General features: G+C 60.9%; 31 protein-coding genes. 12 read left to right on the forward strand and 19 right to left on the reverse strand.

Annotation, left to right across the window (positions count from 1 at the left end; genetic code table 11):
• Window positions 1-81: 81 nt before the first annotated feature.
• The 3 genes from QWI18_RS02250 to QWI18_RS02260 all read right to left on the reverse strand — a co-directional run bounded on the left by QWI18_RS02250 (window position 82) and on the right by QWI18_RS02260 (window position 1,795).
• Complete coding sequence (locus tag QWI18_RS02250; protein WP_369318095.1) at window positions 82-1,041, reverse strand: sugar ABC transporter substrate-binding protein; 960 nt, start codon at window positions 1,039-1,041, stop codon at window positions 82-84.
• 234 nt (window positions 1,042-1,275) lie between these two features.
• Complete coding sequence (locus tag QWI18_RS02255; protein ID WP_369318096.1) at window positions 1,276-1,539, reverse strand: DUF1652 domain-containing protein; 264 nt, start codon at window positions 1,537-1,539, stop codon at window positions 1,276-1,278.
• A gap of 19 nt (window positions 1,540-1,558) precedes the next feature.
• Window positions 1,559-1,795 carry a hypothetical protein gene (locus tag QWI18_RS02260; protein WP_369318097.1) on the reverse strand — a complete coding sequence of 79 codons (237 nt, stop codon included), beginning with the start codon at window positions 1,793-1,795 and terminating at the stop codon, window positions 1,559-1,561.
• A 116-nt stretch (window positions 1,796-1,911) separates the two neighbouring features.
• Between QWI18_RS02260 and QWI18_RS02265 the strand changes: the two genes are divergently transcribed.
• A complete protein-coding gene (locus QWI18_RS02265) occupies window positions 1,912-2,583 on the forward strand; it encodes a lipopolysaccharide kinase InaA family protein (protein WP_192131273.1) in 672 nt (223 codons plus the stop codon).
• A gap of 66 nt (window positions 2,584-2,649) precedes the next feature.
• Here QWI18_RS02265 and QWI18_RS02270 read toward each other — a convergent pair whose 3' ends face one another.
• Complete coding sequence (locus QWI18_RS02270; protein WP_369318098.1) at window positions 2,650-5,268, reverse strand: PAS domain-containing protein; 2,619 nt, start codon at window positions 5,266-5,268, stop codon at window positions 2,650-2,652.
• A gap of 137 nt (window positions 5,269-5,405) precedes the next feature.
• The gene (locus tag QWI18_RS02275) at window positions 5,406-5,630 is read right to left on the reverse strand and encodes a YgdI/YgdR family lipoprotein (RefSeq protein WP_037010898.1); all 225 of its coding nucleotides are present in this window, start codon (window positions 5,628-5,630) and stop codon (window positions 5,406-5,408) included.
• Between the two features lie 268 nt (window positions 5,631-5,898).
• On the opposite strand from QWI18_RS02275, the gene QWI18_RS02280 reads away from it, so the two are divergent.
• Together QWI18_RS02280 and QWI18_RS02285 are read left to right on the forward strand one after the other, a co-directional pair.
• The gene (locus tag QWI18_RS02280; RefSeq protein WP_065991514.1) at window positions 5,899-6,099 is read left to right on the forward strand and encodes a DUF1654 domain-containing protein; all 201 of its coding nucleotides are present in this window, start codon (window positions 5,899-5,901) and stop codon (window positions 6,097-6,099) included.
• Between the two features lie 44 nt (window positions 6,100-6,143).
• On the forward strand, window positions 6,144-7,220 hold the full coding sequence (locus QWI18_RS02285) for an endonuclease/exonuclease/phosphatase family protein (protein ID WP_369318099.1): 1,077 nt from the start codon (window positions 6,144-6,146) through the stop codon (window positions 7,218-7,220).
• 86 nt (window positions 7,221-7,306) lie between these two features.
• On the opposite strand, the gene QWI18_RS02290 is transcribed toward QWI18_RS02285, so the two are convergent.
• Window positions 7,307-7,636, reverse strand: a complete 330-nt coding sequence (locus QWI18_RS02290; protein ID WP_065991512.1) for a hypothetical protein — start codon at window positions 7,634-7,636, stop codon at window positions 7,307-7,309.
• Between the two features lie 482 nt (window positions 7,637-8,118).
• Between QWI18_RS02290 and QWI18_RS02295 the strand changes: the two genes are divergently transcribed.
• Window positions 8,119-8,343, forward strand: coding sequence for a DUF6555 family protein (locus QWI18_RS02295; RefSeq protein WP_192131268.1), 225 nt, complete (start codon window positions 8,119-8,121; stop codon window positions 8,341-8,343).
• A gap of 83 nt (window positions 8,344-8,426) precedes the next feature.
• Entirely contained in the window at window positions 8,427-8,696 is a 270-nt protein-coding gene (locus QWI18_RS02300) for a hypothetical protein (RefSeq protein WP_369318100.1), read from the forward strand.
• 227 nt (window positions 8,697-8,923) lie between these two features.
• On the opposite strand, the gene map is transcribed toward QWI18_RS02300, so the two are convergent.
• From map to QWI18_RS02315, 3 genes are all read right to left on the reverse strand, one after another.
• The gene (gene map / locus QWI18_RS02305) at window positions 8,924-9,709 is read right to left on the reverse strand and encodes a type I methionyl aminopeptidase (protein ID WP_065991510.1); all 786 of its coding nucleotides are present in this window, start codon (window positions 9,707-9,709) and stop codon (window positions 8,924-8,926) included.
• A complete protein-coding gene (locus tag QWI18_RS02310) occupies window positions 9,706-9,960 on the reverse strand; it encodes a ParD-like family protein (RefSeq protein WP_065991509.1) in 255 nt (84 codons plus the stop codon). Before QWI18_RS02310 ends, map begins: the two co-directional genes overlap by 4 nt.
• Before the next feature lie 107 nt (window positions 9,961-10,067).
• Window positions 10,068-10,412, reverse strand: coding sequence for a helix-turn-helix domain-containing protein (locus QWI18_RS02315; protein ID WP_065991508.1), 345 nt, complete (start codon window positions 10,410-10,412; stop codon window positions 10,068-10,070).
• Between the two features lie 118 nt (window positions 10,413-10,530).
• Between QWI18_RS02315 and QWI18_RS02320 the strand changes: the two genes are divergently transcribed.
• The gene (locus QWI18_RS02320) at window positions 10,531-10,761 is read left to right on the forward strand and encodes a hypothetical protein (protein WP_369318101.1); all 231 of its coding nucleotides are present in this window, start codon (window positions 10,531-10,533) and stop codon (window positions 10,759-10,761) included.
• Window positions 10,762-10,799: 38 nt separating this feature from the next.
• Here QWI18_RS02320 and QWI18_RS02325 read toward each other — a convergent pair whose 3' ends face one another.
• Both QWI18_RS02325 and QWI18_RS02330 read right to left on the reverse strand, forming a co-directional pair.
• On the reverse strand, window positions 10,800-11,048 hold the full coding sequence (locus QWI18_RS02325) for a hypothetical protein (RefSeq protein ID WP_369318102.1): 249 nt from the start codon (window positions 11,046-11,048) through the stop codon (window positions 10,800-10,802).
• A gap of 162 nt (window positions 11,049-11,210) precedes the next feature.
• Window positions 11,211-12,242, reverse strand: coding sequence for an Ldh family oxidoreductase (locus QWI18_RS02330; RefSeq protein ID WP_369318103.1), 1,032 nt, complete (start codon window positions 12,240-12,242; stop codon window positions 11,211-11,213).
• Window positions 12,243-12,432: 190 nt separating this feature from the next.
• On the opposite strand from QWI18_RS02330, the gene QWI18_RS02335 reads away from it, so the two are divergent.
• Window positions 12,433-12,819: an NAD(P)/FAD-dependent oxidoreductase gene (locus QWI18_RS02335; protein WP_369318104.1), complete on the forward strand. Its 387-nt coding sequence runs from the start codon at window positions 12,433-12,435 to the stop codon at window positions 12,817-12,819.
• 25 nt (window positions 12,820-12,844) lie between these two features.
• Here QWI18_RS02335 and QWI18_RS02340 read toward each other — a convergent pair whose 3' ends face one another.
• The 3 genes from QWI18_RS02340 to QWI18_RS02350 form a co-directional block, all read right to left on the reverse strand.
• Window positions 12,845-13,276 (reverse strand): GNAT family N-acetyltransferase, encoded by a 432-nt coding sequence (locus QWI18_RS02340; protein ID WP_369318105.1) that lies wholly within the window; start codon window positions 13,274-13,276, stop codon window positions 12,845-12,847.
• 159 nt (window positions 13,277-13,435) lie between these two features.
• Window positions 13,436-13,702: a PepSY domain-containing protein gene (locus QWI18_RS02345; protein ID WP_065991503.1), complete on the reverse strand. Its 267-nt coding sequence runs from the start codon at window positions 13,700-13,702 to the stop codon at window positions 13,436-13,438.
• Between the two features lie 154 nt (window positions 13,703-13,856).
• Window positions 13,857-14,045 carry a hypothetical protein gene (locus tag QWI18_RS02350; protein ID WP_065991502.1) on the reverse strand — a complete coding sequence of 63 codons (189 nt, stop codon included), beginning with the start codon at window positions 14,043-14,045 and terminating at the stop codon, window positions 13,857-13,859.
• Between the two features lie 256 nt (window positions 14,046-14,301).
• Here QWI18_RS02350 and QWI18_RS02355 point away from each other — a divergent pair, with 256 nt between their 5' ends.
• Entirely contained in the window at window positions 14,302-16,137 is a 1,836-nt protein-coding gene (locus tag QWI18_RS02355; protein WP_369318106.1) for a monovalent cation:proton antiporter-2 (CPA2) family protein, read from the forward strand.
• Between the two features lie 36 nt (window positions 16,138-16,173).
• On the opposite strand, the gene glp is transcribed toward QWI18_RS02355, so the two are convergent.
• Together glp and moaB are read right to left on the reverse strand one after the other, a co-directional pair.
• Complete coding sequence (gene glp, locus QWI18_RS02360) at window positions 16,174-17,388, reverse strand: gephyrin-like molybdotransferase Glp (protein ID WP_369318107.1); 1,215 nt, start codon at window positions 17,386-17,388, stop codon at window positions 16,174-16,176.
• Between the two features lie 6 nt (window positions 17,389-17,394).
• Window positions 17,395-17,934, reverse strand: a complete 540-nt coding sequence (gene moaB / locus QWI18_RS02365; protein ID WP_065991499.1) for a molybdenum cofactor biosynthesis protein B — start codon at window positions 17,932-17,934, stop codon at window positions 17,395-17,397.
• A gap of 78 nt (window positions 17,935-18,012) precedes the next feature.
• Here moaB and mobA point away from each other — a divergent pair, with 78 nt between their 5' ends.
• On the forward strand, window positions 18,013-18,606 hold the full coding sequence (mobA, locus tag QWI18_RS02370) for a molybdenum cofactor guanylyltransferase MobA (RefSeq protein ID WP_296306233.1): 594 nt from the start codon (window positions 18,013-18,015) through the stop codon (window positions 18,604-18,606).
• An 84-nt stretch (window positions 18,607-18,690) separates the two neighbouring features.
• Window positions 18,691-18,915 (forward strand): YgdI/YgdR family lipoprotein, encoded by a 225-nt coding sequence (locus QWI18_RS02375; protein ID WP_065991497.1) that lies wholly within the window; start codon window positions 18,691-18,693, stop codon window positions 18,913-18,915.
• Between the two features lie 114 nt (window positions 18,916-19,029).
• On the opposite strand, the gene QWI18_RS02380 is transcribed toward QWI18_RS02375, so the two are convergent.
• Together QWI18_RS02380 and QWI18_RS02385 are read right to left on the reverse strand one after the other, a co-directional pair.
• Window positions 19,030-19,920, reverse strand: a complete 891-nt coding sequence (locus QWI18_RS02380) for an RluA family pseudouridine synthase (RefSeq protein ID WP_369318108.1) — start codon at window positions 19,918-19,920, stop codon at window positions 19,030-19,032.
• 203 nt (window positions 19,921-20,123) lie between these two features.
• On the reverse strand, window positions 20,124-20,342 hold the full coding sequence (locus tag QWI18_RS02385; protein ID WP_065991495.1) for a hypothetical protein: 219 nt from the start codon (window positions 20,340-20,342) through the stop codon (window positions 20,124-20,126).
• On the opposite strand from QWI18_RS02385, the gene QWI18_RS02390 reads away from it, so the two are divergent.
• Window positions 20,341-20,607 (forward strand): hypothetical protein, encoded by a 267-nt coding sequence (locus QWI18_RS02390; protein ID WP_065991494.1) that lies wholly within the window; start codon window positions 20,341-20,343, stop codon window positions 20,605-20,607. The two genes, QWI18_RS02385 and QWI18_RS02390, sit on opposite strands and share 2 nt — an antisense overlap.
• 59 nt (window positions 20,608-20,666) lie before the next feature.
• On the opposite strand, the gene QWI18_RS02395 is transcribed toward QWI18_RS02390, so the two are convergent.
• The gene (locus tag QWI18_RS02395) at window positions 20,667-20,906 is read right to left on the reverse strand and encodes a glutaredoxin family protein (RefSeq protein ID WP_192131252.1); all 240 of its coding nucleotides are present in this window, start codon (window positions 20,904-20,906) and stop codon (window positions 20,667-20,669) included.
• Between the two features lie 261 nt (window positions 20,907-21,167).
• On the opposite strand from QWI18_RS02395, the gene QWI18_RS02400 reads away from it, so the two are divergent.
• The gene (locus tag QWI18_RS02400) at window positions 21,168-21,482 is read left to right on the forward strand and encodes a YqjD family protein (protein ID WP_065991492.1); all 315 of its coding nucleotides are present in this window, start codon (window positions 21,168-21,170) and stop codon (window positions 21,480-21,482) included.
• Window positions 21,483-21,487 lie beyond the last annotated feature (5 nt).

A 21,487-nucleotide genomic window follows, 5' to 3' on the forward strand; every position in this document is an offset into this window, starting at 1 on the left:
CACGCGCCTGCCCTCACGGGCAGGCGGTACATATTTGGAAAACTGCTGAGGTGAACAGTGCCGGGTGAAAACCAGAGCGGCTTATTGCGGCTTGGTGACCAGCTCGACCGGGGTTTCGATCACGCCGTTGGTGATCTCGAGCTTCTCGCCCTTGACCATCTTCAGGGCGGTATCGATACCGAACACGGCCTGACGCGCAGCGAACTGGTCAGCGGTGGCCAGAATGCGGCCGTCCTTCAGCATCGGCTTGATGGCGTTGATGTTGTCGTAGCCGACGACTTGAACCTTGCCCGCCTTGCCTGCCGCACGAACGGCGGAGACAGCGCCCAGCGCCATGCTGTCGTTACCGGCCAGCAGCGCTTTCAGATTCGGGTATTCGTTGAGCATGGCGGACGCGACGGCGTTGCCCTTGTCGATTTCCCAGTTACCGGACTGCGTGGAGACGATCTTCATCTGCGCAGCGTCCATCGCGTCCTTGAAGCCCGCGGTGCGTTGCTGCGCATTGGTGGTGGTCGGCACGCCTTCGATGATGCCGACTTCATCACCCGCTGCCAGCTGCTTGGCCAGGTAGTCACCCACCAGCTTGGCGCCCTTGCGGTTGTTCGGGCCTACGAAAGGCACTTCCATGCCCTTGCTTTTCAGCACATCAGCGTCGAGCTGGTTGTCGATGTTGACGACTTTGATGCCCGCATCCATGGCCTTTTTCAGGACCGACGCCAAAGCCTTGGAATCGGCCGGGGCGATGACCAGCGCGTCGACTTTCTTGACGATCATCTGGTTGACGATGTCGATCTGCGCCGCCGTGTCGGACTCGTTCTTGATCCCGTTGGAAATCAGGTCGAAGTCAGCGGAATGCTCTTTCTGATAGACCTTGGCGCCGTCTTCCATGGTCAGGAAGAATTCGTTGGCGAGGGATTTCATCACCAGCGCGACGGTGGGCTTTTTCGCGTCTTCGGCAAAGGCGGAAGAGAGAGGCAGGGTTGCAGCGCAAGCAGTAAGCATGGCAACAGCAAGAAGGCGTGCAGCGAATGGCAGCTTCATGGAATCACTCCGACATTATGATTGTTGTTATCGGCAGCGTTTACGCGTCAAGGGAAGGATCGACGGAATCGCAAACGTTTGCGTGAGCGAAACTATGGGAATCGTTTAGGATTTTGTCAACTCTGCAAAGCAAGGGAATCTAGGGATGGGCCGGTATGGCCCCGCTCCTCCGATCACCGTTGCAGTGCTGATGGCCTGCACCCCGAATCGGAGGATAGAAAGGAAATCGAATAGCTAAGCGCGTTCCTGATAGGCGGTTGCGCGGCGGCCGGCCGAATGCAGTTTCAAGTCATCCTTCAACCTGGCAATCAGGTTGGCAATGGCACGGCTGGAGTTGAGCGAACTGACCGGGATACCCGCCGCGAGCAAATCTGCGTGGCCCCTTTCCCGATCAAAGATTTGCACCATTATTTGATCCTGGGCATCGATGGTGCATTTACATTTGGCAGGCAGAAAGCCTGATTCGACGATATGGCAGAGTTCAAGTGTGGACATCATGGCAAATTTCCTTATTTGGTTATGCACGGTGGATATCGCACAGGGGCAGCAATTCCAAGAGTTTCTCAAGAATGGGACGAACGGGCATGACCCAGATCAAGAGATCTTCGTCCATGGAGGGTTCGACGAGGTTGACGCTGTAACCCCGATCAGACCGGCGCTGCACATACGGCCTGCTGGATGGCGTAAATGGCGCGGGTTTGACGAAGTGATGGATGCGACAAGCCAGTAAGCTGGGCGCCTCGAAAATGGCCATTCGCCAATCTCCTTGGGCGCCAGTGAACTAATCACGCCCGCGGCGGCCAGAGGGGCTCGCGCTGCAACATGGCAGTCGCTGCACAAGAAAGATTTCTACCGTATTTGGAGCACATGATGGGTCGGGCAAACAACGAGTTTGAGTTCTGGTGGGGCACTTCGGGGCCTTGGGTCGAGCCGCCGAATGTGCGCCGCAACGGCACCAGCGGTGTGCAACGCGTGGTGCACGATGGCAAGACGCTTTACGTCAAACGCCAGACTGGCCACCTGTTTCGCAGCCTGCGCTACCCCACCGGCCGCCCCACTGCACTGCGTGAAGGCATCGCGCTGACCAAGCTCGAGGAACTGGGCGTTAACGCGCCACGACCTGTGTTCTACGGCGCACGCAAAGTTGCCGGTGTATGGCAGGGCGTCCTGGTGACCAAGGACCTGGGCGGCTTCATCGACCTCGACACCTGGTATGCCCAGGGCGGCGCGAGCACCTTGAGCGTCGAGCAACATCAGCGCCTCTTCAAGCGTCTGGCTGAAACGCTGGCGAAGATGCACCTGGGCAAGTGGCAGCACGGCTGCATGCGCTCCAAACACATCTTCATCAAGGCGACCGTCACCGACACGCGCTTTGACTTCGAGCTGGCGCTGCTGGATCTGGAAAAATCCCACGGCCGGATCACTGCCCTGGGCGCCGCGCGTCACGACATCCCCCAGCTCAGAAGGCATTCGTTCTGGGACGAGTCCCAGTGGCAGTACTTCCTGTCGTGCTACGAGCAAGCCATCGGCCGAGCCATTTAAGCGCGGCAGCAAAGGCAGGCAGGCCCCTTCACGCGCAGCAGCACCCGGCGTGAGGAGCCTGGCCCGTCAAGGGACGTAACCCGCCTGCTCGCTGATCCATGCCGGGGCTGTGCGCTCGTTGATCACCTGCGCCACTTTCGACGCGATGTCAGCGCGGGTGAACGGCTTGGCCAGCACGTCGAAACCGGCAATCTGCGTTGCCGATTCGCGGGTGTAACCCGTGACGACGAGCACCGGCAGCGCAGGCAAGACCTCGCGCAGGCTCACGGCGAGCTGTGTGCCGCTTTTTTCGGCCATCAGCTGATCAGTGATGAGAACGTCCGGCCGCAAGCCGGCGCTGACCATGTGCTCGGCGGCGGACGGCGACGCCGCTTCGGTCACCTGATAGCCCAGGTCACGCAGTTGCAGCGCAACGGTGTAGCGGACCAGTTCCTCATCGTCCACCACCAGCACGTGAAAAGGGTGGTCCGCGCCAGGCGCTGAGTCGCCCTCGCCTTCTGCCGGTGTCAGCACCTGCGCACTGGAAACCGGCAGCCAGATGTCAACCCGCGTGCCGAGACCCGGCGCGGACTGAACATCAAAACCACCGCCGGATTGCAGGGCCAGCCCCTGCACCATCGACAACCCGAGGCCGGTGCCCTTGCCGACGCCCTTGGTTGAGTAGAAAGGCTCAACGCAGCGTTGCAGGACTTCCTCGCTCATGCCGCTGCCGTTATCCGAGACCGTCAGCCTGACGTAGCAACCCTGTGCGGGCGCCGGACCCAGCCCCGGACTGTCGGCCACCACTTCAGGTCGCGCACTGATTTTCAGGTAGCCGCGTTCGGCAATCGCGTCACGGGCGTTGACCGCGAGGTTGAGCACCCCCAGTTCAAGCTGATGGGGGTCAATGAGAATGTTGGGCAGATCTGCAGGAATCTCGACAATCACTTCGATGGTCGGGCCGAGCGAGCGCTGGATAAGGTCACGCATGTCGTTGACCAGACTGTCCAAGGCCACGACTTGGGGTTTGAGCGTCTGCCGGCGGGCAAAGGTCAGCAGACGGCCCACCAGAATCCGCGCGCGATCCGCCGCTTGCAGCGCCGCGTCAATCAGCCGATGGGAGCGATCATTGCTGACCGGCTGGCGCCTCAGCAACTCCAGCGACGTCATGATGGGCGTCAGCAGGTTATTGAAGTCGTGGGCGATGCCGCCGCCCAACTGGCCGACCATCTCGATCTTGCGCGACTCGTGCAGCAGCGCAATGGCCGCTTCGCGCTCGGACACCATGGTAGCGACGCGCTGTTCAAGGCTTTCGTTGAGTTCGATCAGTTGATGTTCCGCGCCGACCCGCGCCGAGATGTCCACGCACACGAACAGCAGCCCGCTGACCTGCTGCTGGGCATCGAGCAGCGGCGTGACGTGGGTCTGCACCCAGACCACAGAGCCGTTCGCCCGCACATGGTGCTGGGTCAGTTCGAAGGGCGCTTCGGCGGTCAGAAAGTTCTCGTAGAACATCGGCTGCGCGCCGGCTACCAGATCCTTCTGCAATTCAAGGATCGAACGGCCGGCGATCGCCCGGCGCTGCAGACCCATGATGTCGCAGTAGCGATCATTGACCTGCTGGAACACGCCTCGGTGATCACACAAGGCAATGCCGGCACCCGCCTGCTCGAACATCCCGGCCAGTTGCGCGGAACTGGCGTGCAGCGCCGCTTCAGCCCGCGTGTGGTTGATCCACTGCCAGCCCAGCTTGGCTGTTTCCTCGATGAGGTGGATGTCGTGGGGACTACAGACCCGCTGCCCTTCGAACTCAACGGTAAACACGCCGGCCAATGTGTCATGGCGCATCAACGGGACGTGCACGGCCAGACTCGTTGTGACGGTCGATTGAGAGGCAGGGGCGTCAGGGTTGGCGCGAACGGCGTCGCCCTTCACCAGCGCTTGCACGGTAATGCCTTGGTGCAACGCAGAACAGGTGTCATGACTCACGGAGATCAGCCCTGATCGGGCCGCCACCTCACCCTCACGGTACTCACGGAGAATGACGAAATCGCCCCTCTCCTCGTCCGTTTCCGCAATATGGACGCGGGCGGCGCCCAGCTCTTGACCGATACGCCGGATCACGTCTGCCTTGATCTGCTCGGGGTCGCGAATGGAGGGCAGCGCCTGGCCCAGTTCAAGCAGCAGCGCCTGACGACGCTCGAAATGCACACGCTCGGTGGTTTCGGTGACAACGCAGAGCACACCGCCGACGGATCCGTCGTTCTGGTGCACCGCAGAGTAAGAGACGTCGAAGTAGACGGTCTCGCCGTAGCCATGCCGTTCGATGTAGAACGCACGGTCCTTGGCAGCAAACGTTTGCCCGGTTTCCCGCACACCGCGCAACAGTGGCTCAAGGTCGTCCCACAGTTCGCGCCAGTTCTCGATCGCAGGCCGACCAAGGGCGCGGGGATGCTTCGAACCGATGCTCGGTGCATAGGCATCGTTGTAGAGCGCGACAAATTCGGGCCCCCAGAAAAGCACGATCTGCGCCTGCACGGGAAGGATCGTGCCCATCAGGGTTTTTAGACCGTCGGGCCAGTCGGCGGGCACGCCAAGGGGCGAGCCATCCATCAAGGGGGACTGAAGCAGATCACCGACCGCACCGCCGTTGGCTAGAAAGCGCAGGGGGGCTGCGCTGAACCCGGTGTTGGGTGGGCTATCCATAATTAGGGCCTGACAGGAAATATCGTGAGCAGATTGCATCGCTTAGAGCGACGGCGATGCAATGGCGTTCCATTCAGATCGGGATGAGTTTGCACACACATGGCCCGGTAGCCGTAGCAGCCGGGCCCTGACGCGACTCAATCCTCTTCTTTGACGGTAGCCACCTCGTCAGCGCGCACGCGGATGGTTTTACCGGAGATGTCTTCGAACTCATAAAAACCGTCTTTGCTCTTGGTTTTCGGCGCGTCCTTGGTCACGTACTGGGTGCCGTTCTGCAGGGTAACGACAGTCGATGTGGAGCAGCCGGCCAACGCTGCACAGCAGGCGAACGCGACGGGCATCAGCAATGATTGGATTTTCATAAAGTCTCCTGAGGGGTGTGGCTCGGGCGTGGTGCGCGCAAGCGATCAATCGTCATCTAGCAGATCAGATCAGCGTGATCGAGTTTGGTTCGCCATCTGCACAATCAGCCGAAAAATCAGCAACTTGGGTGAAAGCAGGTTTTTGTCCGATCCGCTGTTGCGAAACGTCTGACACTCAAATACTGTATGCGCATACAGCAAGCAGGAGGGTCACTTCGTGTCTGACACCGACGTATCAACGGCAGCATCGCCAGGGCACTACGAGCGCATGGCCGTGCGGGTCCAGAAGATCATCAACTCGCAGAGTGCGCAGAAAGCCCGCGCGGCGCTGATTTTCAGGCTCCCGGACGAACTCGAAGACGACTGGAAACAGTTGCTGGAAGAGATCGACGAGAACGACAACGTGACCCTGGCCTGGCGGGACGACGGCGGCGTGCAGATTTTCTGGACGGTGCCCAAGGAAGATTGACCTGCAACCCGAACCCACCTCGATGAACGACCCAGTTGGATAACATGCTCAGATTTTGTGCTGCTCTGCTTTTGGCTTTTACCTTCCTGCAAACCGCTTACGCTGACGTCAACATTGGCACCTGGAACCTGGAGCACTTGAGCGTGCGCCCGAACAAGGACTTCGAGGGCATCGCCAAGGTCGCCCGGAAGGTCGACTTTCTCGCCGTTCAGGAATTGATGAGTGAAGACGCGCTGGACGCGCTGGCCAAGGAGCTGACCCGGCAGACCGGCAAGCACTGGAGTTCGATGGCCTCCCATGCCGTGGGCCGCTCGTCCTACAAGGAAATGTACGGATTCGTGTGGCGAGACGATGCCGTTGCGTACGAAGACGGTGCCGTAAGCTACCTGGACCGCAGCGACACCTTCGAGCGCGAGCCCTACTCCGCACAATTCCGCTCGCTCAAGGACGGCAAGACCTTTGTCGTGGCCACCGTGCACATCCTCTACGGCAAGAACCAGGCGGAGCGCGCTTCGGAAATCGTCGCGCTGTCCAACTACTGGACCTGGTTACAGGAAACCTACCCCGGCAACAACCAGATCATGCTGATGGGCGACTTCAACACCCCACCCAACTCGCCTGCGTGGGACAAACTCGACACCAGCGCCAGGCCGCTGGTACTGGAAGGCGCCAGCACGCTGTCGACCAAGGATGGCAAATTCGCCAACCTCTACGACAACATCTTCATCAGCAAGCAGTCGGCGATCCGGGTGAACAAGGTCGAAGTGTTCGATTACCCGAAATTCCTCGGCCTGACCCACGCCAAGGGCCGTGACAGCGTCTCCGACCACGCGCCGATTTTCCTCAGCGCCAACCTGAGCGGCGGCAACGGCGCAGCCAGCGCGTCTGCCGTCACCGCGCAAGCCCGCCCCCCTGCGGGCAATCCGATGAAACCCGCTGCGAGTGCCGGTGGCAGCCCGGCCAACCTGACGCTGGCGATTCGCGGCAACAGGAAGACCATGGTTTACCACCGCCCGGACTGCCCTTCGTACAACGCGATCGCCGAGAAGAACCGGGTGGAGTTCAACAGCCCGGCGGCGGCAGAAGCGCAGCATTATCACTTGGCAGGCAATTGCCATTGATCCGCAACGGCGCACGCTGATCCCCACTCAACTCGCCTGCCACACAGTGGCAGGCGATACTGGCCAGAACGGGCTGACTTCCCGACTCATTTACGCGCCAGGTCGTGCTGAATGCAGCCCTCGTAGTAGGTCTGCTTCACAGCGGCGGGCTTCAGCTTCGAGGGGCTTTTGTAAGTCTGCTCCGTGATGCCCAACGCCATCTTGCTCATCCACGGTTTGGCGAACTTGCGGCTCTGCAGCTTTTTGCGCGCGCTGTAGAGGGTTGTCCCAGAGAGTTTGGACTGCTGCGCCGCCCCCGCGACCCCCGCTCCCCATTTGCAGACCTGCAGGTCGTTCTTGCTGAGGTCCTTGGCGTGCGCGGTGACGGACACCGCTGCCAGAAAAGCCGCCACCACGGCCAAGCCCACACTGCGCATACACATTTCATCCCGGAATTAATTGATAAAAAAGGATTTTTCCAGAAATGGCAGCCGGCGCGGGCCATCAATATGCCTCTTTCGCACAAACCATTTCCGGCGCTGCCAGCGGTCACTGTATCGGGCTGATCCGATCCCCGGCAGCCCCCTCGAAAACGCCCTATTTATCCGTTCAATTCGTCTGGATATAGGGGCAATATCCATATCGATATGGCACATGGCCGCCCATCGGAGAGGGATGTTAAACGCTCAGGAAGGTGTGCAATTCTGCGTCGGCTGGTCGCCTCGCAACCCGGTTGCGGACGGCCCGTCTCGGGTAGAGATGCATTACGGTTCGAGGCCCATTGAGAGTTGATCAGCCTGTATCGATCTCGAAATGAAATGACAGCAATGCCGATGCAGTCGACGCGCAGGCTGTCCAGTACATCAAGGAAGCCCTTATTCACCCGGCGTCACTGCACGCCCCCCTACAGGCCAGGACAATGAGTGACTACAAGGATTTTGTAATTCATTACCGCTTTCAAGGTGAGCCGCGGCACTTCAATCATCACGGCAACCCTCTCTGCGAAAGTGAGGCGCTGCATTTTGCGACCTTGCACGCCGGGGTGGGCGCAGTCGAGGGGCACATTTGCGCAGGCCCGGTGAAACTGGCGCTGCTTTGCGCGGAAGGCCTGGGCGTCACGCAGGTGCGATGGAAACGCACCTGATCGAGGAAAACTGCAAACAAACCCTGATTCACGCGGTCGGAATTTACTAGCAGCGCTCATCACACCAGCAAAGCGAGGTAAACATGACCATCGACAACGCGTTGAAACAGGAAGTCCTGACCCGATTGCTGCACGCCCACCCGGCAGGCCTGGGCAAAGAAGTACTGGACAACTACAGGGGGGAGAACGCAGTCGCGGACACTCTGGAGCATTTGCAGACGGCGGGCTTGATCCACGACGGCTGCGTCCATCGCGTCAGTGAGGGGGATCGGTCTCTTAAGTACCCCATCAAACTCAGTTCTTCGGGTGTCGAAGCGGCCAAGCAACTGGAGGTGGAGCAGTCCCGGCACTAAGCGCGTGCGCGTGCAATAAAAAAACCGGCCAAGGCCGGTTTTTTCAGGGAATCGATAAAGTGGTGTTCTCCCCTGGTGCTGCCTGCACTGAACATCGTAAGCCTGTCAGGACGCAGCACCACAGGGGAACGAGAAGGAGCCTACAAGCTGAGTCTCGTTTTCGTCACGCCCCGTATTGTGACTTCATGCGTCCAGCCCTCTCCCAGCCTCTGGCTTAACGCCTGCGCTCAGACCGCCGGGTAGTCACCGGTGCCATCTGGCCAAGGGGTCAGCAGCTCGAACCCCGTCTCGGTCACCGCCACCATGTGTTCCCACTGCGCCGACAACGACTGGTCGCGGGTGAGCACGGTCCAGCCATCCTCCAGCACGTAGGTGCCCGGCTTGCCGGCATTGATCATGGGCTCAATGGTGAAGACCATGCCGGTCTTGAGTTTCAGCCCCTTGCCCGCCGCGCCGTAGTGCAACACTTGAGGTTCTTCGTGGTACTTGCGACCGATGCCATGTCCGCAGTATTCGCGCACCACGCTGAAGCCTTCGCGGTAGGCCACAGTCTGGATGGCATTGCCGATGTCGCCCAATGTCGCGCCGGGCTTCACCGCGTGTATCCCCGCCAGCGTGGCTTCGTAGGTGGTTTCGACCAGACGGCGGGCGAGCGGACTGACCTCGCCGACGTAGTACATACGGCTGGTATCGCCGTGCCAGCCATCTTTGATGACGGCGACGTCGATGTTGACGATGTCGCCGTCTTTGAGCACATCTTCCGCCGAAGGAATACCGTGGCAGACGACCGTGTTGGGCGAGATGCAGGTGGTTTTGGTGAACCCGTGATAACCGACGTTGGCGGGGATCACTTTCAGCTCGTTGACGATGTACGCGTTACAGATATCATCCAGCGCTTCAGTGCTGATGCCCGGCTTGACGTGCTCTGCGATCATCGCCAGTACGTCTGCCGCCAGACGCCCCGCCACACGTAGCCCGACCAGGTCGGCTTCGGTCTTGATGCTGATGCTCACTGGGACACCGCCCTGGCCGGTGCCAGATCCGGTACAAGGTCGCTGGCCTGAAGGCTCAACACGGCGCCGCCGGACGTTTCAGCGCGAATCAGCAATTGGCAGATCTCGCTGTAATTCAGACCGGGGTGCAGCTCGGCGAGCATGCCTACCCGCATCCAGTGCTCGGCCTGAGCATTGATCGAGCGACTCAAGGCCGCGCTGGCGCAACGAATGTTGGCGTGCATCTGTTCGGAAATTTTGACCAGTCCCATAGCGACCTCTCGAAGAATATACGGAGCATATACGTTCCATATATTTCATCGCAACCGGCCTTGGTCATCTGCTACGCAGAACGCGACCCTATGCAGAGCACGGCCTTTTACGCAGAGCCGGAAAACTCAGTCGCGCACTCGGAGAGCGACGTGGCCAGCTGCGAAATCGCCTCGCGGTCGTCTTCGCTGAGCGCCCGGTAATGAGTAATGACCGCCCGCTCCGCTTCGTTCAGTGTGTCGGTGGCAATGGGGGTACGCTCGCCCGACAGCACGTACATGACGTCGATGCCTTTTTTGCCCAGGGCCGCGAGGTAATCCGAGCGTGGGATGCGTTCACCGCTCTCGTATTTACCTTGTGCGTTGGCCTCTACGCCTCCGATGGAGCCGAAGTCCTGTTGCGACAGCCCGAGCCGTTTGCGTTCTTCTTTCAGACGTGAGCCGAGATCTTTCATAAACGAGGGTCCTGAAGTTGACTATGTTCAAAGAGCAAGACCCCATTGGTCCGAGGGAGTTGCGCCCTTGGGCTCATTTGGTCAATCTTCCGAATTGACGGCTCAAGGAATCCCCTTCGTGGCCGATAGGTTCTGGTGTACCGCTATTCCTTTCGAATGGCCGCCCGATTTCTGTAGTTCGGAGAACCAGACAATGATTTCTTTCTTACTGGGTTGGTTGGCGCTGTCCGCCGTAGGCACATTGATTGCCCTGGCGGTGATTCGCACCGGTAAAATGCGCCAGCCTGACGCAGATGAAACGGTGTCCGGTCAAATACCCGTCCCGGTCCTGGTGCGATTCAAACCCTGAATCAGCCCCGGTCGTCTTGCCGGGAGCAACCCCTTACATCACTCCCCTGCGAGCTGAGCCTGTTCAGCCGCGTAGCCGCTGGCGTTGCCCGTGGCATATCCCGATGCGAAGCCACTGCTGGCTGGCACAAACGCAAGGTCGGCCTGATTGGCGCTGAACTGGCGAAGTCCGGATGCCAGGGCTAGAAAATCCTCACGCTGCATCTCGTTGCCCCATACGCTGCTGAACGAGGATTCGTTTTTCTGGGCGGTGAAGTCCTGACGGGTATTGGCTTGATTGGTTTGCATGGCTGCTCTCTTCTTCTCGATACTGTTTAAACATACAGTATTTTCAACGCCCCTCGAACGCAAGTCCTGTCGCGACGAATGGTCACTCGGATAACCCCCGGCAGTGTGGACGTCCGAACCGACTTCCCCACCTTCTCAGGCACTGGATCCGTAACCAGGCGCTTAAACCCGGGCGAGCGCTTCCAGCCGATCAAGATCTTCTGCGGACAACGCAATCCCGTCTTTCAACGAACGCTCCCGCTGGCGATAGCGGCGATCACCCGGCATCCGCTGCTGGCCAACGCCGTGCATCTGCCGGACCAGCTCTTCGCTGCGCTCGGCAAATGCCTGACCGCTGCCCTTGTCCGGATCGATAACGATGATCACCTGACCGGTCCAGGGGGTTTGCGCCCCGGGAGACTTCGACATATCAAACTCGAAGGAGAAATGGCCGCCGGTGAGCGCGGCGGACAACAGCTCCACCATCATCGACAGCGCCGATCCCTTGTAACCGCCGAAGGGAAGCAACGCGCCGCCGTTGAGAATGGCTTTCGGGTCTTCGGTCGGCTGACCATTGCGATCGACGCCCATCCCGGGCGGGAGCATGCGTCCCTCTCTGGCGGCAATCTGCACGTCACCATGGGCGATGGCACTGGTCGCCATATCAAAAACGATGGGCTGACCGTCGGCGCGGGGCGCGGCGAAGGCAATAGGATTGGTGCCAAACAAAGGCTTTTGCCCATCGTGGGGCACGACACAGGTCATGCTGTTGACCACGCTCAACGCCACCAGCCCCTCCTGGGCGAACGGCTCGACGTCCGGCCACAGCGCGGCAAAGTGATGAGAGTTACGAATGGCCAGAATGGCAATCCCTGCGCTTCGCGCCTTGTCCATGACCAAAGCCTTGGCCGCCTGCATCGCCGGCTGGGCAAAGCCGCCCATGGCATCGACGCGCACAAACGCTGCGCCGACGTCCTCGACCTTCGGCTCCGCCCGGCCGTCGACCCAACCCGCTGCCAGCGACGACAGATATCCCTTGATGCGGAAAATGCCATGGCTGTGGGAGCCATCGCGCTCGGCGGCCGCGCAGTTGGCGGCCAGCACTTGCCCCACCTCGGGCGAGGTGCCATGGCGCACGAAGATCTGGCGCAGCAGCTCGATCAGATCGGCAAAGGAAATCGTCCGGGTGGTCTGGCTGTCGTGGGTTGAAGGCATCTGAAGCTCCGTTGTGATTATTGGACGTGGAAGCGAAACAGAGAAGGCAGGCGCCTGGAGACGCTCGTTCTGCAGAGTACTGCGCGGCCACAAGCGGGTAAACTGCGTGCCTCGCGCAATGGCCGCCCTGACCTCAACCGAACGAGGACCGCTCGATGGATTCGCTGACCGCTGATAGCCAGATCGTGAATTGCCACACCGTCGTCCTCGGCGCCGGCATTGTGTGCTGGCGCCCATGGCGCGCGGGATTCGCCTCACCACCGGCGTGGAGTTCGCCGCGCCGGACGCGCCCGTCAACGAGATCCCGCTGCGCCGCTGCGAAGCCATCGCCCCAAGGCTCTATCCGTTAGGCGAGCGGCTGGACGATGAACCCAGGCTGGGTCGCCGGCCGTGTTTGCCGGACATGCGCCCGGTCATCGGGCCGGCGGCTTCCCACAAAGGGCTGTGGTTCAACTTCGGGCACGCCCACCATGGTCTGACCCTCGGCCCGGTCACAGGCCGACTGCTGGCGGAAATGATGACCGGCGCCACGCCGTTTACCGATCCGGCGCCTTACAGCCCCAAGCGGTTCGCGTAAACCGCCGCGCGCTGCACAGCGCTGATTACTCCGACTGCAAGCGCTTCTGGAAGAACAGCCGCTGGTGCCCGGGCGGATAATCATCCAGCTGGCCAAACTGCTCATAGCCGTGCTTGCGATAGAACTCGGGTGCCTGGAAATCGAAGGTGTCGAGCCACACGCCGAGGCAGCCCCGTTCGCGGGCGAGGTCCTCGGCCATCGCCATCAACTGGCTGCCCATGCGCTGGCCCCTCGCCTGTTCAGGCACCACGAGCAGTTCAATGAACAGCCAGCTATAGAGGATTCGGCCATGCAGACCACCGAGCACGGCATCGGTCTGTTCGTCGCGGACAAACAGGGCAAATTTCTCGGATTTGCCGTCGCCCGCCATGGCAGCGTTATAGGTCCTCAGTGGCTCTAGGATCTGCAGGCGTTCTTCTTCGGAGGGGTTGGACTTGAATTCGATCCGGACACTCATGCATCGCTTCCTGCTGACGTAAAGGGGGAAGTGCAAGGTTGTCGGATATGCGAGGGGGAGTAAAGCTGCGAGGGGTTAAAGCGAAGAAGTGGCAACAGATTCAGTGAGGATGGATGTGGAAGCCCGGGGGCTCCCACACGCGCTCAGGCGCAGAGTCGATCAGTCTTTCTGATCGCGCAGGACATTACCGGAGGTGCCGTCGATGCGGAATTCGTACGTCAGGCTGTCCGCTTTGCGGCCTTCGCCTTCCCAGTAGCCTTTGTCGTCGGCTTCGATGCTGTAGATCTCTGTGTAGCCTGCCGACTTGGCTTTTTCGATCGCTTTTTCGATGGTGATCCAGCCAGCGCCCGGCTTGTCCGCCAAGGCGAACTGTGCGGTGGTCAGGGCAGCGGTGGCAAGAACGGCAGCGGTAAGTTTCTTGATCATGATTGAACTCCATTTCCCTTTGCGGGCTTTTTGAATGCGATTTTTTGGAGTTCCTGACCCGAAAAATAGTTCATCCGGGGTTTTGTAACCGCTTGATGCTGCCGGATGAATGCCGCCATGAAGGCCGCGTCAGCGAGGCACCGATCAGATCCGATCAGCGCTTGACCTTGCGCCGCAGCACGCCGTTGAGCACCACCACGACGACGGCGACAAAGATCGCGATGTATTGAAAGGTCTTTTCGCTGAGCACGCCGGTGTTCTGCAGATGGGAAAGGCCAAGCATGATGGCCAGAACGCTGAGGGCGATGATGATTGAGTAAATCAGACGCTGTTTGTTGGTCATTGCGGGATTCCTAAAACCGGTCGAGATGTGGGGCGCAGTACACATGTGCGGACATGGTACCTGCTCGCATCGATGCTGACACGCCCGCATCAGGACCGCGTCGAGGCTGCGACGAAGCGTCTCGGCCGCTGATGCCCGTCACTTTCACGTGGTTTAATGCGCGCACTTTCAGTCGCTTAAGCGTTTAAGGGCGGTAGGACGGGTCTGCCAACGACGCAGAGTTCTCCCTCCGCACTCATTCAACAAGGAGTTCCCAATGCCCCATGAAGGCAGCCTGTTGCAGGCCGCAGTCGTGTTCCTGCTCGCCGCCGTTCTCACGGTTCCTCTGGCCAAACGCCTGCAACTGGGCGCCGTGATTGGCTACCTGATCGCGGGTGTGATCATCGGCCCGTCTTGCCTCGGCCTGATCGGCGATCCGCAAAGCGTCGCCCACATCTCCGAGCTTGGCGTGGTGCTGCTGTTGTTCATCATCGGCCTGGAGCTGTCGCCGCGACGCCTGTGGACCATGCGCAAATCGGTATTCGGTGTCGGCATGGCACAGGTGCTGCTCACGGGGGTGGTCATTGGCGCGGTCGCCTTGCTGGGCTTCAATCAGCCGCTCAACAGCGCCGTGGTGCTCGGCCTGGGGCTGGCGCTGTCGTCGACCGCCTTTGGCTTGCAGAGCCTGGCCGAACGCAAGGAGCTCAATGCGCCCCACGGTCGCCTGGCCTTCGCCATTCTGCTGTTCCAGGACATCGCGGCCATTCCATTGATCGCGCTGGTGCCGATGCTGGCGGGCGGTTCACACGATGCCGGTTCCGGCGACTCCCTGCGTCACGGCCTGCAAGTGCTCGGCGGTATCGCCATTGTCGTGGTCGGCGGTCGTTACCTGTTGCGTCCGGTGTTCCGCATCGTCGCCAAAACCAAACTGCAGGAAGTCTCCACCGCGACCGCGTTGCTGGTGGTGATCGGCACGGCGTGGCTGATGGATCTGGTGGGCGTGTCCATGGCCCTGGGGGCGTTTCTTGCTGGCCTGCTGCTGGCTGATTCCGAATACCGCCATGAGCTGGAAGCGCAGATCGAGCCGTTCAAGGGTCTGTTGCTGGGACTGTTCTTCATCAGCGTCGGCATGGGCGCCAACATCGGCCTGCTGATCAATTCGCCGCTCACCGTGCTGGGCCTGACGCTGCTGCTGATCGGCCTGAAATTGCCCCTGCTGTTTTTCGTCGGTCGTCTGGCGGGCGGCCTGGGCAAGCAAAGCGCGCTGCGCCTCGGGCTGGTCCTGGCCGCGGGCGGTGAGTTCGCTTTCGTGGTGTTCAAGATCGGCCGCGATCAGGGCCTGTTCGATGCCGCGCTGTACGACACGCTGGTGCTGACGATCACCCTGTCGATGGCGCTGACGCCGCTGTTGCTGCTGGTCATGTCGCGCTGGCTCAAGCCCAAGCCGGTGGTCCGGGAAGTACCGGCCGAGTACAAGGAAATCGAATCCGACAACCCGCGTGTGGTCATTGCTGGTGTGGGCCGGATGGGGCAGATCGTTGCGCGTATCCTGCGCGCCCAGAATATCCCGTTCATCGCGCTGGACACGTCGGTGGAAACCATCGAGTTCACCCGCAGTTTCGGTAATGTACCGGTGTTCTACGGCGACCCCCTTCGCCCGGAAATCCTCCGCGCCGCGAAGGTGGATCAGGCCGAATACTTCGTCATCGCCACCGACGACCCGGACACCAACATCAAGACCGCCGAGCTGGTGCGCAGGCTGTACCCGCACATGAAGATCATTGCCCGGGCCCGTAACCGTCAGCACGTTCACCGCCTGCTGGATCTGGACGCCGAGGCGGTGCGTGAGACGTTCTATTCAAGCCTGGAGATGACCCGCCGCACCCTGATCGGGCTGGGCCTGAGTGAAGCCCAGGCGGCGGCGCGGATTGATCGATTCAAGCGTCATGACGAACAAGTGCTGAATCGCCAGCACCTGATCTACGACGATGCAGCGAAGGTCATGCAAAGCGCGCTTGAGGCGCGGACCGAGTTGTCCGAGCTGTTCGAATCCGACCGGATGGACGAGGAAGCGAGTGAAGCGCAGCCTGCGTTGAAGGCTAAAAAACAGTAGCTCCACGGGTGAGCCTTTCGAAGAAGGCTCACCTCTTCAGCCCATGACTTCGCTCAGCGGAATAAAGTTGAGCAAGTCACCCTCCGCCACCGTTGTGCCTTCCACAATCTCGATCAGCCCGTCGGCCCAGGCGGCGCTGCGCAGCACACCCGAACTCTGATTGCGGTAGGCAACCAGCCGGCCCTGTTCGAGGCGTCCGCGCAGGTACTCGCGCCGGTTGCCCGGTTTGGTCCAGGTGAATGCAGCCGGCACCTGAAACTGCAGCGGCTTGACGGCCTGCACGCCCAAGCGTCTGAGCAGGTAAGGACGGGCAAGCAACGCGAAAGTCACCAGCGTCGAGGCCGGATTGCCCGGAAGGCCAATCACCGGCACCCCACGGAAGTGGCCGAAGGTCAGCGGCTTGCCGGGTTTGATGGCCAGTTTCCACAGGGCGATCTCGCCTTCTTCACGCAGCGCGTGGCCGAGGAAATCGGCTTCGCCGACGGACACGCCGCCCGTGGAGAGGATCAGGTCGACGTTGTTCAGGCTGCCCAGCGCCGCGCGGGTTTTCTCGAGGTTGTCGGGAAGGATGCCCGCATCGACCACCTCGCAGCCCAGCCGCGTCAGCCAGCTGCACAGCAGCACGCGATTGCTGTTGTAGATCTGCCCTGGTCCCAAAGGCTGCCCCGGCTCGATCAACTCATCGCCCGTGGACAGCACAGCGACCCGAGCGCGGCGTATGACCTGCACGTGGCCGAAACCCATGCTCGCGGCCAGGCCCAGTTCAATCGGGTTCATGGCGGTGCCGGCATCCAGCACCTTGTCGCCGACCGTGGTCTCCTGCCCTTTTGGGCGAATGTTCTGACCGGCGCTCAAGGGTTCGAGAAAGCGCACCGTCTCATCCGCCTGGACTTCGGCGTTCTCCTGCATCTCGACGCAATCAGCCCCTTCAGGAACCGGAGCGCCGGTGAAGATCCGCGCACAGGTCCCGGGTTGCAGTGGCTCGGGCGCGTGCCCGGCGAAGATCCGCTGGCTCACCGGCAACGGCTCGCCGGTCCAGTCCGCGACGCGCATGGCGTAACCGTCCATGGCGCTGTTGGGCCAGGGCGGCAAATCCAGCGTCGAGACCAGATCCTCGGCCAGCACGCGTCCCAGGGCATCGGCCAGCGCCACGCTTTCACGCTCGGTGATCGGCGCGGCGGCGGCGAGGTCCATCAATCGCTGCATGGCCTCTTCGACCGGCATCAGGCGACTCTTTTCAGGTGCGCTCATAAAGGCTCACCCGCGGGTCGCGCAGGGTTCGGCCTTTTTCAGGTGCGGCACGAAATTGCACGGACGGAAGCTGTTGTTCAACTGGTCGGCGAGGATGCCGTCCCAGCCCGTGCGCACAGCATTGGTCGAGCCCGGCAGGCAGCAGACCAGCGTGCCGTTGGCCAGCCCGGCAAGGGCGCGGGACTGGATGGTCGAAGTGCCGATGTCGGGCAGGGAAATCTGGCGGAACAGCTCACCAAAACCGTCCACTTGCTTGTCCAGCAGGCAAGCCACGGCTTCCGGGGTGCTGTCGCGGCCGGTGAACCCGGTGCCGCCGGTGATCAGCACGACTTGCACTTCATCATCGGCGATCCAGGTCGCCACCTGGGCGCGGATCTTGTACAGGTCATCCTTGAGCAGCACGCGCTCGATCAGGCCGTGACCGGCGGTGGTCAGGCGATCGACAAACATCTGGCCGGAGGTATCGGTTTCAAAAGTACGGGTGTCACTGACCGTCAGAACAGCAATGTTCAGGGGTACGAAAGGCGAGTCTGCCTTGGCTTTCATGGCGAGGTCCGGTTGTAGAGGAAACAGGGCGGTGTTATATCACAGCACCTGTTTTTTTCCGCGCCGACCGAGCTGAACATGACCCCTTCCGACGCCCTCCCGCCCTGCTCTATCCTGCTGCTCGCCGGCGGCCAGGGTCGCCGCATGGGCGGACGAGACAAAGGCCTGATCGCCTGGCGCGACAAGCCTTTTATCGAACATTTGCACGATCTGGTGCGCACCCTCACGGACGATGTGATCGTGTCGTGCAACCGCAACCGCGAGCACTACGCGCGCTACGCCGACCAACTGGTGGAGGACGAGCAACAGGACTTTCCCGGCCCTTACGCGGGCATTCGCGCCGGCCTTGCCGTGGCAAAACATGACTACCTGTTGGTCATCCCCTGTGACATGCCGCTGCTGGATCGCGCGCTTCTCGAGGGCCTGCGCCAGACCGCAGCCGATAACCCCGGCGTGCCGGTGATGGTCCGCCAGGGCGAGCAGTGGGAGCCGCTGTTATGCTGCATCCCCTGCCAACACGCGAACGTGTTCGAGCAGCATTGGCGACAGGGCCAGCGCAGCCCACGCCGGACCCTGGCAGAATTGCACGCCGTCGCCTTGCAGTGCGAAGCCGACGACCCGCGTCTGGCCAACCTCAACACGCCGGATCTATTGACCGAGATCACGCACTGAGCGCAGCGGGCAGGTTTCATGGAACTTTGCCGTTACACTCTGCGTCAGACACATCACTAAACAAAATACCCCGGAGACACAGCAATGAAACAACGGACTCTTCCTGCCGCCTTCCTGCTTGCACTGAGCCTCGCCTCCCTGGCCGGTTGCTCTTCGCCAACCGTGATCACGCTGAACGACGGCCGTGAAATCCAGGCAACCGACGAGCCGAAGTACGACGAAGATTCGGGCTTCTATGAGTTCAAGCAGCTGGACGGTAAAGAAACCCGCATCAACAAAGATCAGGTTCGTACCGTTAAAGAACTGTGATCCCGGCTTGATCGCGAGGGGTTGATAGCCCGCCGCTGAAAGCAAAAGACCCGCCAATCGAGCGGGTCTTTTTTTGTCTGGCGTATAGCGGTGGGACGGCGAAAAATCCGTGCCTCACCAGTCCAGGGTGATCCGGCTTTCGAACACCCGCTCCTGCCCGGTCACCGGGTCAACAAAGCGCAAGCCCTGGGCGAGCAGCTTCAGCGGGTGGGCGTAGTCGTCCACGGCATCCTTGAGCACGTCGGGATAGAACGGGTCGTTGCAGATGCCGGCACCCAGGGCCGCCATGTGCACGCGCAGTTGATGTTTTTTGCCGGTCACCGGATACAGCGCGTAGCGCCAGAGCCCGCCATTTTTCTCGCTGACTTCCACGCGCGTCTCGGTGTTGCTCGGCCCGTCGCCCTCTTGCATGCGAAAGAACGGTTCGCCATCGACCAGACGGCTTTTGTGCACGCGAGGAAATGCGATGTCCGGGAGCGCAGGGGCAATCGCTTCGTAGCGCTTTTCAATCTGCCGGGTAGGAAACAGCGCCTGATACGCCGAGCGCGTCTGCCTGTTGGCCGAGAACAGCACCAACCCCGCCGTGTGCCGGTCAATGCGATGCAAAGGCACCAGATCAGGATTGTCGAGGGTACGGATCAATCGCCGCAGCAGGGTCTGCTCGACGTACTCGCCGGCGGGGGTGACGGGCAGGAAATGTGGCTTGTCGGCGACCACCAGATGCTCGTCGGCGTACAGGATCGACTCGTGCACCGGGATCGGCGTCTCGTTGGGCACCTCGCGAAAGTAATGGATGCGCAGGCCTTCGCGGTACGCAAGGTCCACGGCGATCGGCCGGCCGTCAGCGTCCAGCACCTTGCCCCGCGCGATCCGGTCGAGCCACTGCTCGCGGCTGATGGCACTGAAGCGCTCGCACAGGCAGTCGAGCACCGTCAACCAGGGTCCGGGCGGCAGATACAACGTGCTGGCTTGACGGTGGGCGGCGGTGAACACAGGTGCGGACATAAATGACTCAGGCTGAAATAACGAAGGCGACAGGGTCGGCATTATCAATGCCGGCGACGCTTTACGCGACAGGGCAAATGACGGTTTCGCGGGAGGGCTCTATTCCGAGCCCCACAGCGGCGCGCGACGTTATGTCGCACGGAAAACCGGCGCCAGTTGTCTGACAACCACAGTGCGGTGCTGGATGCGCAAATTGATTTGTCCTAAAATGTTTCGAAATCGGCACGCAGGCGCGAATCCGAGCGGACACGAACACCCACGTGACTGAAATCGAAAACGCCTGCCAGACCTGAACCCATAAAAAGAAAGCCCGTCATCGACGGGCTTTTTTCGTTTTCAGCGTTTGTATCGCGCGTCGGGCGCCACTGCACGACGTGCTGCCACCACAGATTTCTTTTCGCAACTTTTGAGGTTACGCCCATGCTGGTTCAATTCTTCCAATGGATCAAACGTCTCTCCACCGGTACGTCATCGCAGAACGATGACAACTACTCCCAGTCCTTTTCCAACGAAGACCACGACGTGGGTCGCTGGACGTTCATGTCGGTGTTCATCGTGCTCACCCTGAGCCTGTACATCGTCGCCGGCCTTGGCTACTACGCCAAAGTCCACGTCTGGGACGGCATGACCGACGAGCAGAAAGCCGCTGTCGCTCAAGCCATGGTGGTCGACACGCAATACCTCTGATACGCGACATTTCTGAAGCCAGCGATAACGCGCGGTCCTGTGCCCTGATCGCGTGGGCGTCAGTCGCTCAGAAACAGCACGACCTGATCGGTGTCGAACGGCCAGTCCAGTTCGGCACCGGTGTCCGCCCGCCTCAGCACGGGAATTCGCAGGCCGTAGGTTTCGTGGTCCGCCTCGCTGTCGGCAATGTCGACCAGCTCCACCATCAAGCCGTGCTCAACCAGCGGCATCAGTTCCGCTTCGGCCACCTCGCACAGATGACACCCCAACGTTCCAAATAGCTGACATTCCGATGGCATGGCTCGGCCCCTCTGTGGCTGCGATTGCAAGGGTTTGGATGAACCAGTCTAGAACTCCCCTGAAACACCGTCGAGCCTGCCCATGCGCCCAGACCTCCCTCCACGCGCCTGCCCACACTGGCGCGCAACCCTCGGCGGGCGCACCGGAACGGCGCAGAAAACGCCATGGCCGAAACGGCAGTGCTGTTCACGCGATTGGAATGAACCTTCAGGAATGCGCCATACTCGAAACCCCATATCGTCATCCCTAAGGAGAAAACCATGGCTCGACCTACAGCAGAAAAAGCCCAGGACATATTGATGTCTGACTTCCAGACGCTGGTTGCCGATACGGAAAAACTGCTGGCGCACACGGCCTCCCTGGCCGGTGAACAGGCTGACGAACTGCGTGAGCAGATTCGCGAAAGCCTGCTCCGTGCACGCGAAACCCTCAAGCTGACCGAAGAAACCCTGCGCGCACGCGGCAAGGAAGCGGTCATCGTCACTGAGGACTATGTTCAGAACAATCCATGGCAATCGGTAGGCATCGCAGCTGGGGTCGGCTTTCTGCTGGGCCTGCTGGCCACCCGGCGCTAACGGCC

The sequence above is a fragment of the Pseudomonas sp. W2Oct36 genome, from assembly GCF_041060465.1.
Lineage (GTDB): Bacteria > Pseudomonadota > Gammaproteobacteria > Pseudomonadales > Pseudomonadaceae > Aquipseudomonas > Aquipseudomonas graminis_B.

Excerpts from the sequence above, each read along its gene's own strand:
- QWI18_RS02250 (WP_369318095.1), bottom strand. The coding sequence starts at position 1,041 with ATGAAGCTGCCATTCGCTGCACGCCTTCTTGCTGTTGCCATGCTTACT.
- QWI18_RS02255 (WP_369318096.1), bottom strand. The coding sequence starts at position 1,539 with ATGATGTCCACACTTGAACTCTGCCATATCGTCGAATCAGGCTTTCTG.
- QWI18_RS02260 (WP_369318097.1), bottom strand. The coding sequence starts at position 1,795 with ATGGCCATTTTCGAGGCGCCCAGCTTACTGGCTTGTCGCATCCATCAC.
- QWI18_RS02265 (WP_192131273.1), top strand. The coding sequence starts at position 1,912 with ATGGGTCGGGCAAACAACGAGTTTGAGTTCTGGTGGGGCACTTCGGGG.
- QWI18_RS02270 (WP_369318098.1), bottom strand. The coding sequence starts at position 5,268 with ATGGATAGCCCACCCAACACCGGGTTCAGCGCAGCCCCCCTGCGCTTT.
- QWI18_RS02275 (WP_037010898.1), bottom strand. The coding sequence starts at position 5,630 with ATGAAAATCCAATCATTGCTGATGCCCGTCGCGTTCGCCTGCTGTGCA.
- QWI18_RS02280 (WP_065991514.1), top strand. The coding sequence starts at position 5,899 with ATGGCCGTGCGGGTCCAGAAGATCATCAACTCGCAGAGTGCGCAGAAA.
- QWI18_RS02285 (WP_369318099.1), top strand. The coding sequence starts at position 6,144 with ATGCTCAGATTTTGTGCTGCTCTGCTTTTGGCTTTTACCTTCCTGCAA.
- QWI18_RS02290 (WP_065991512.1), bottom strand. The coding sequence starts at position 7,636 with ATGCGCAGTGTGGGCTTGGCCGTGGTGGCGGCTTTTCTGGCAGCGGTG.
- QWI18_RS02295 (WP_192131268.1), top strand. The coding sequence starts at position 8,119 with ATGAGTGACTACAAGGATTTTGTAATTCATTACCGCTTTCAAGGTGAG.
- QWI18_RS02300 (WP_369318100.1), top strand. The coding sequence starts at position 8,427 with ATGACCATCGACAACGCGTTGAAACAGGAAGTCCTGACCCGATTGCTG.
- QWI18_RS02310 (WP_065991509.1), bottom strand. The coding sequence starts at position 9,960 with ATGGGACTGGTCAAAATTTCCGAACAGATGCACGCCAACATTCGTTGC.
- QWI18_RS02315 (WP_065991508.1), bottom strand. The coding sequence starts at position 10,412 with ATGAAAGATCTCGGCTCACGTCTGAAAGAAGAACGCAAACGGCTCGGG.
- QWI18_RS02325 (WP_369318102.1), bottom strand. The coding sequence starts at position 11,048 with ATGCAAACCAATCAAGCCAATACCCGTCAGGACTTCACCGCCCAGAAA.
- QWI18_RS02330 (WP_369318103.1), bottom strand. The coding sequence starts at position 12,242 with ATGCCTTCAACCCACGACAGCCAGACCACCCGGACGATTTCCTTTGCC.
- QWI18_RS02340 (WP_369318105.1), bottom strand. The coding sequence starts at position 13,276 with ATGAGTGTCCGGATCGAATTCAAGTCCAACCCCTCCGAAGAAGAACGC.
- QWI18_RS02345 (WP_065991503.1), bottom strand. The coding sequence starts at position 13,702 with ATGATCAAGAAACTTACCGCTGCCGTTCTTGCCACCGCTGCCCTGACC.
- QWI18_RS02350 (WP_065991502.1), bottom strand. The coding sequence starts at position 14,045 with ATGACCAACAAACAGCGTCTGATTTACTCAATCATCATCGCCCTCAGC.
- QWI18_RS02355 (WP_369318106.1), top strand. The coding sequence starts at position 14,302 with ATGCCCCATGAAGGCAGCCTGTTGCAGGCCGCAGTCGTGTTCCTGCTC.
- glp (WP_369318107.1), bottom strand. The coding sequence starts at position 17,388 with ATGAGCGCACCTGAAAAGAGTCGCCTGATGCCGGTCGAAGAGGCCATG.
- moaB (WP_065991499.1), bottom strand. The coding sequence starts at position 17,934 with ATGAAAGCCAAGGCAGACTCGCCTTTCGTACCCCTGAACATTGCTGTT.
- mobA (WP_296306233.1), top strand. The coding sequence starts at position 18,013 with ATGACCCCTTCCGACGCCCTCCCGCCCTGCTCTATCCTGCTGCTCGCC.
- QWI18_RS02375 (WP_065991497.1), top strand. The coding sequence starts at position 18,691 with ATGAAACAACGGACTCTTCCTGCCGCCTTCCTGCTTGCACTGAGCCTC.
- QWI18_RS02380 (WP_369318108.1), bottom strand. The coding sequence starts at position 19,920 with ATGTCCGCACCTGTGTTCACCGCCGCCCACCGTCAAGCCAGCACGTTG.
- QWI18_RS02390 (WP_065991494.1), top strand. The coding sequence starts at position 20,341 with ATGCTGGTTCAATTCTTCCAATGGATCAAACGTCTCTCCACCGGTACG.
- QWI18_RS02385 (WP_065991495.1), bottom strand. The coding sequence starts at position 20,342 with ATGGGCGTAACCTCAAAAGTTGCGAAAAGAAATCTGTGGTGGCAGCAC.
- QWI18_RS02395 (WP_192131252.1), bottom strand. The coding sequence starts at position 20,906 with ATGCCATCGGAATGTCAGCTATTTGGAACGTTGGGGTGTCATCTGTGC.
- QWI18_RS02400 (WP_065991492.1), top strand. The coding sequence starts at position 21,168 with ATGGCTCGACCTACAGCAGAAAAAGCCCAGGACATATTGATGTCTGAC.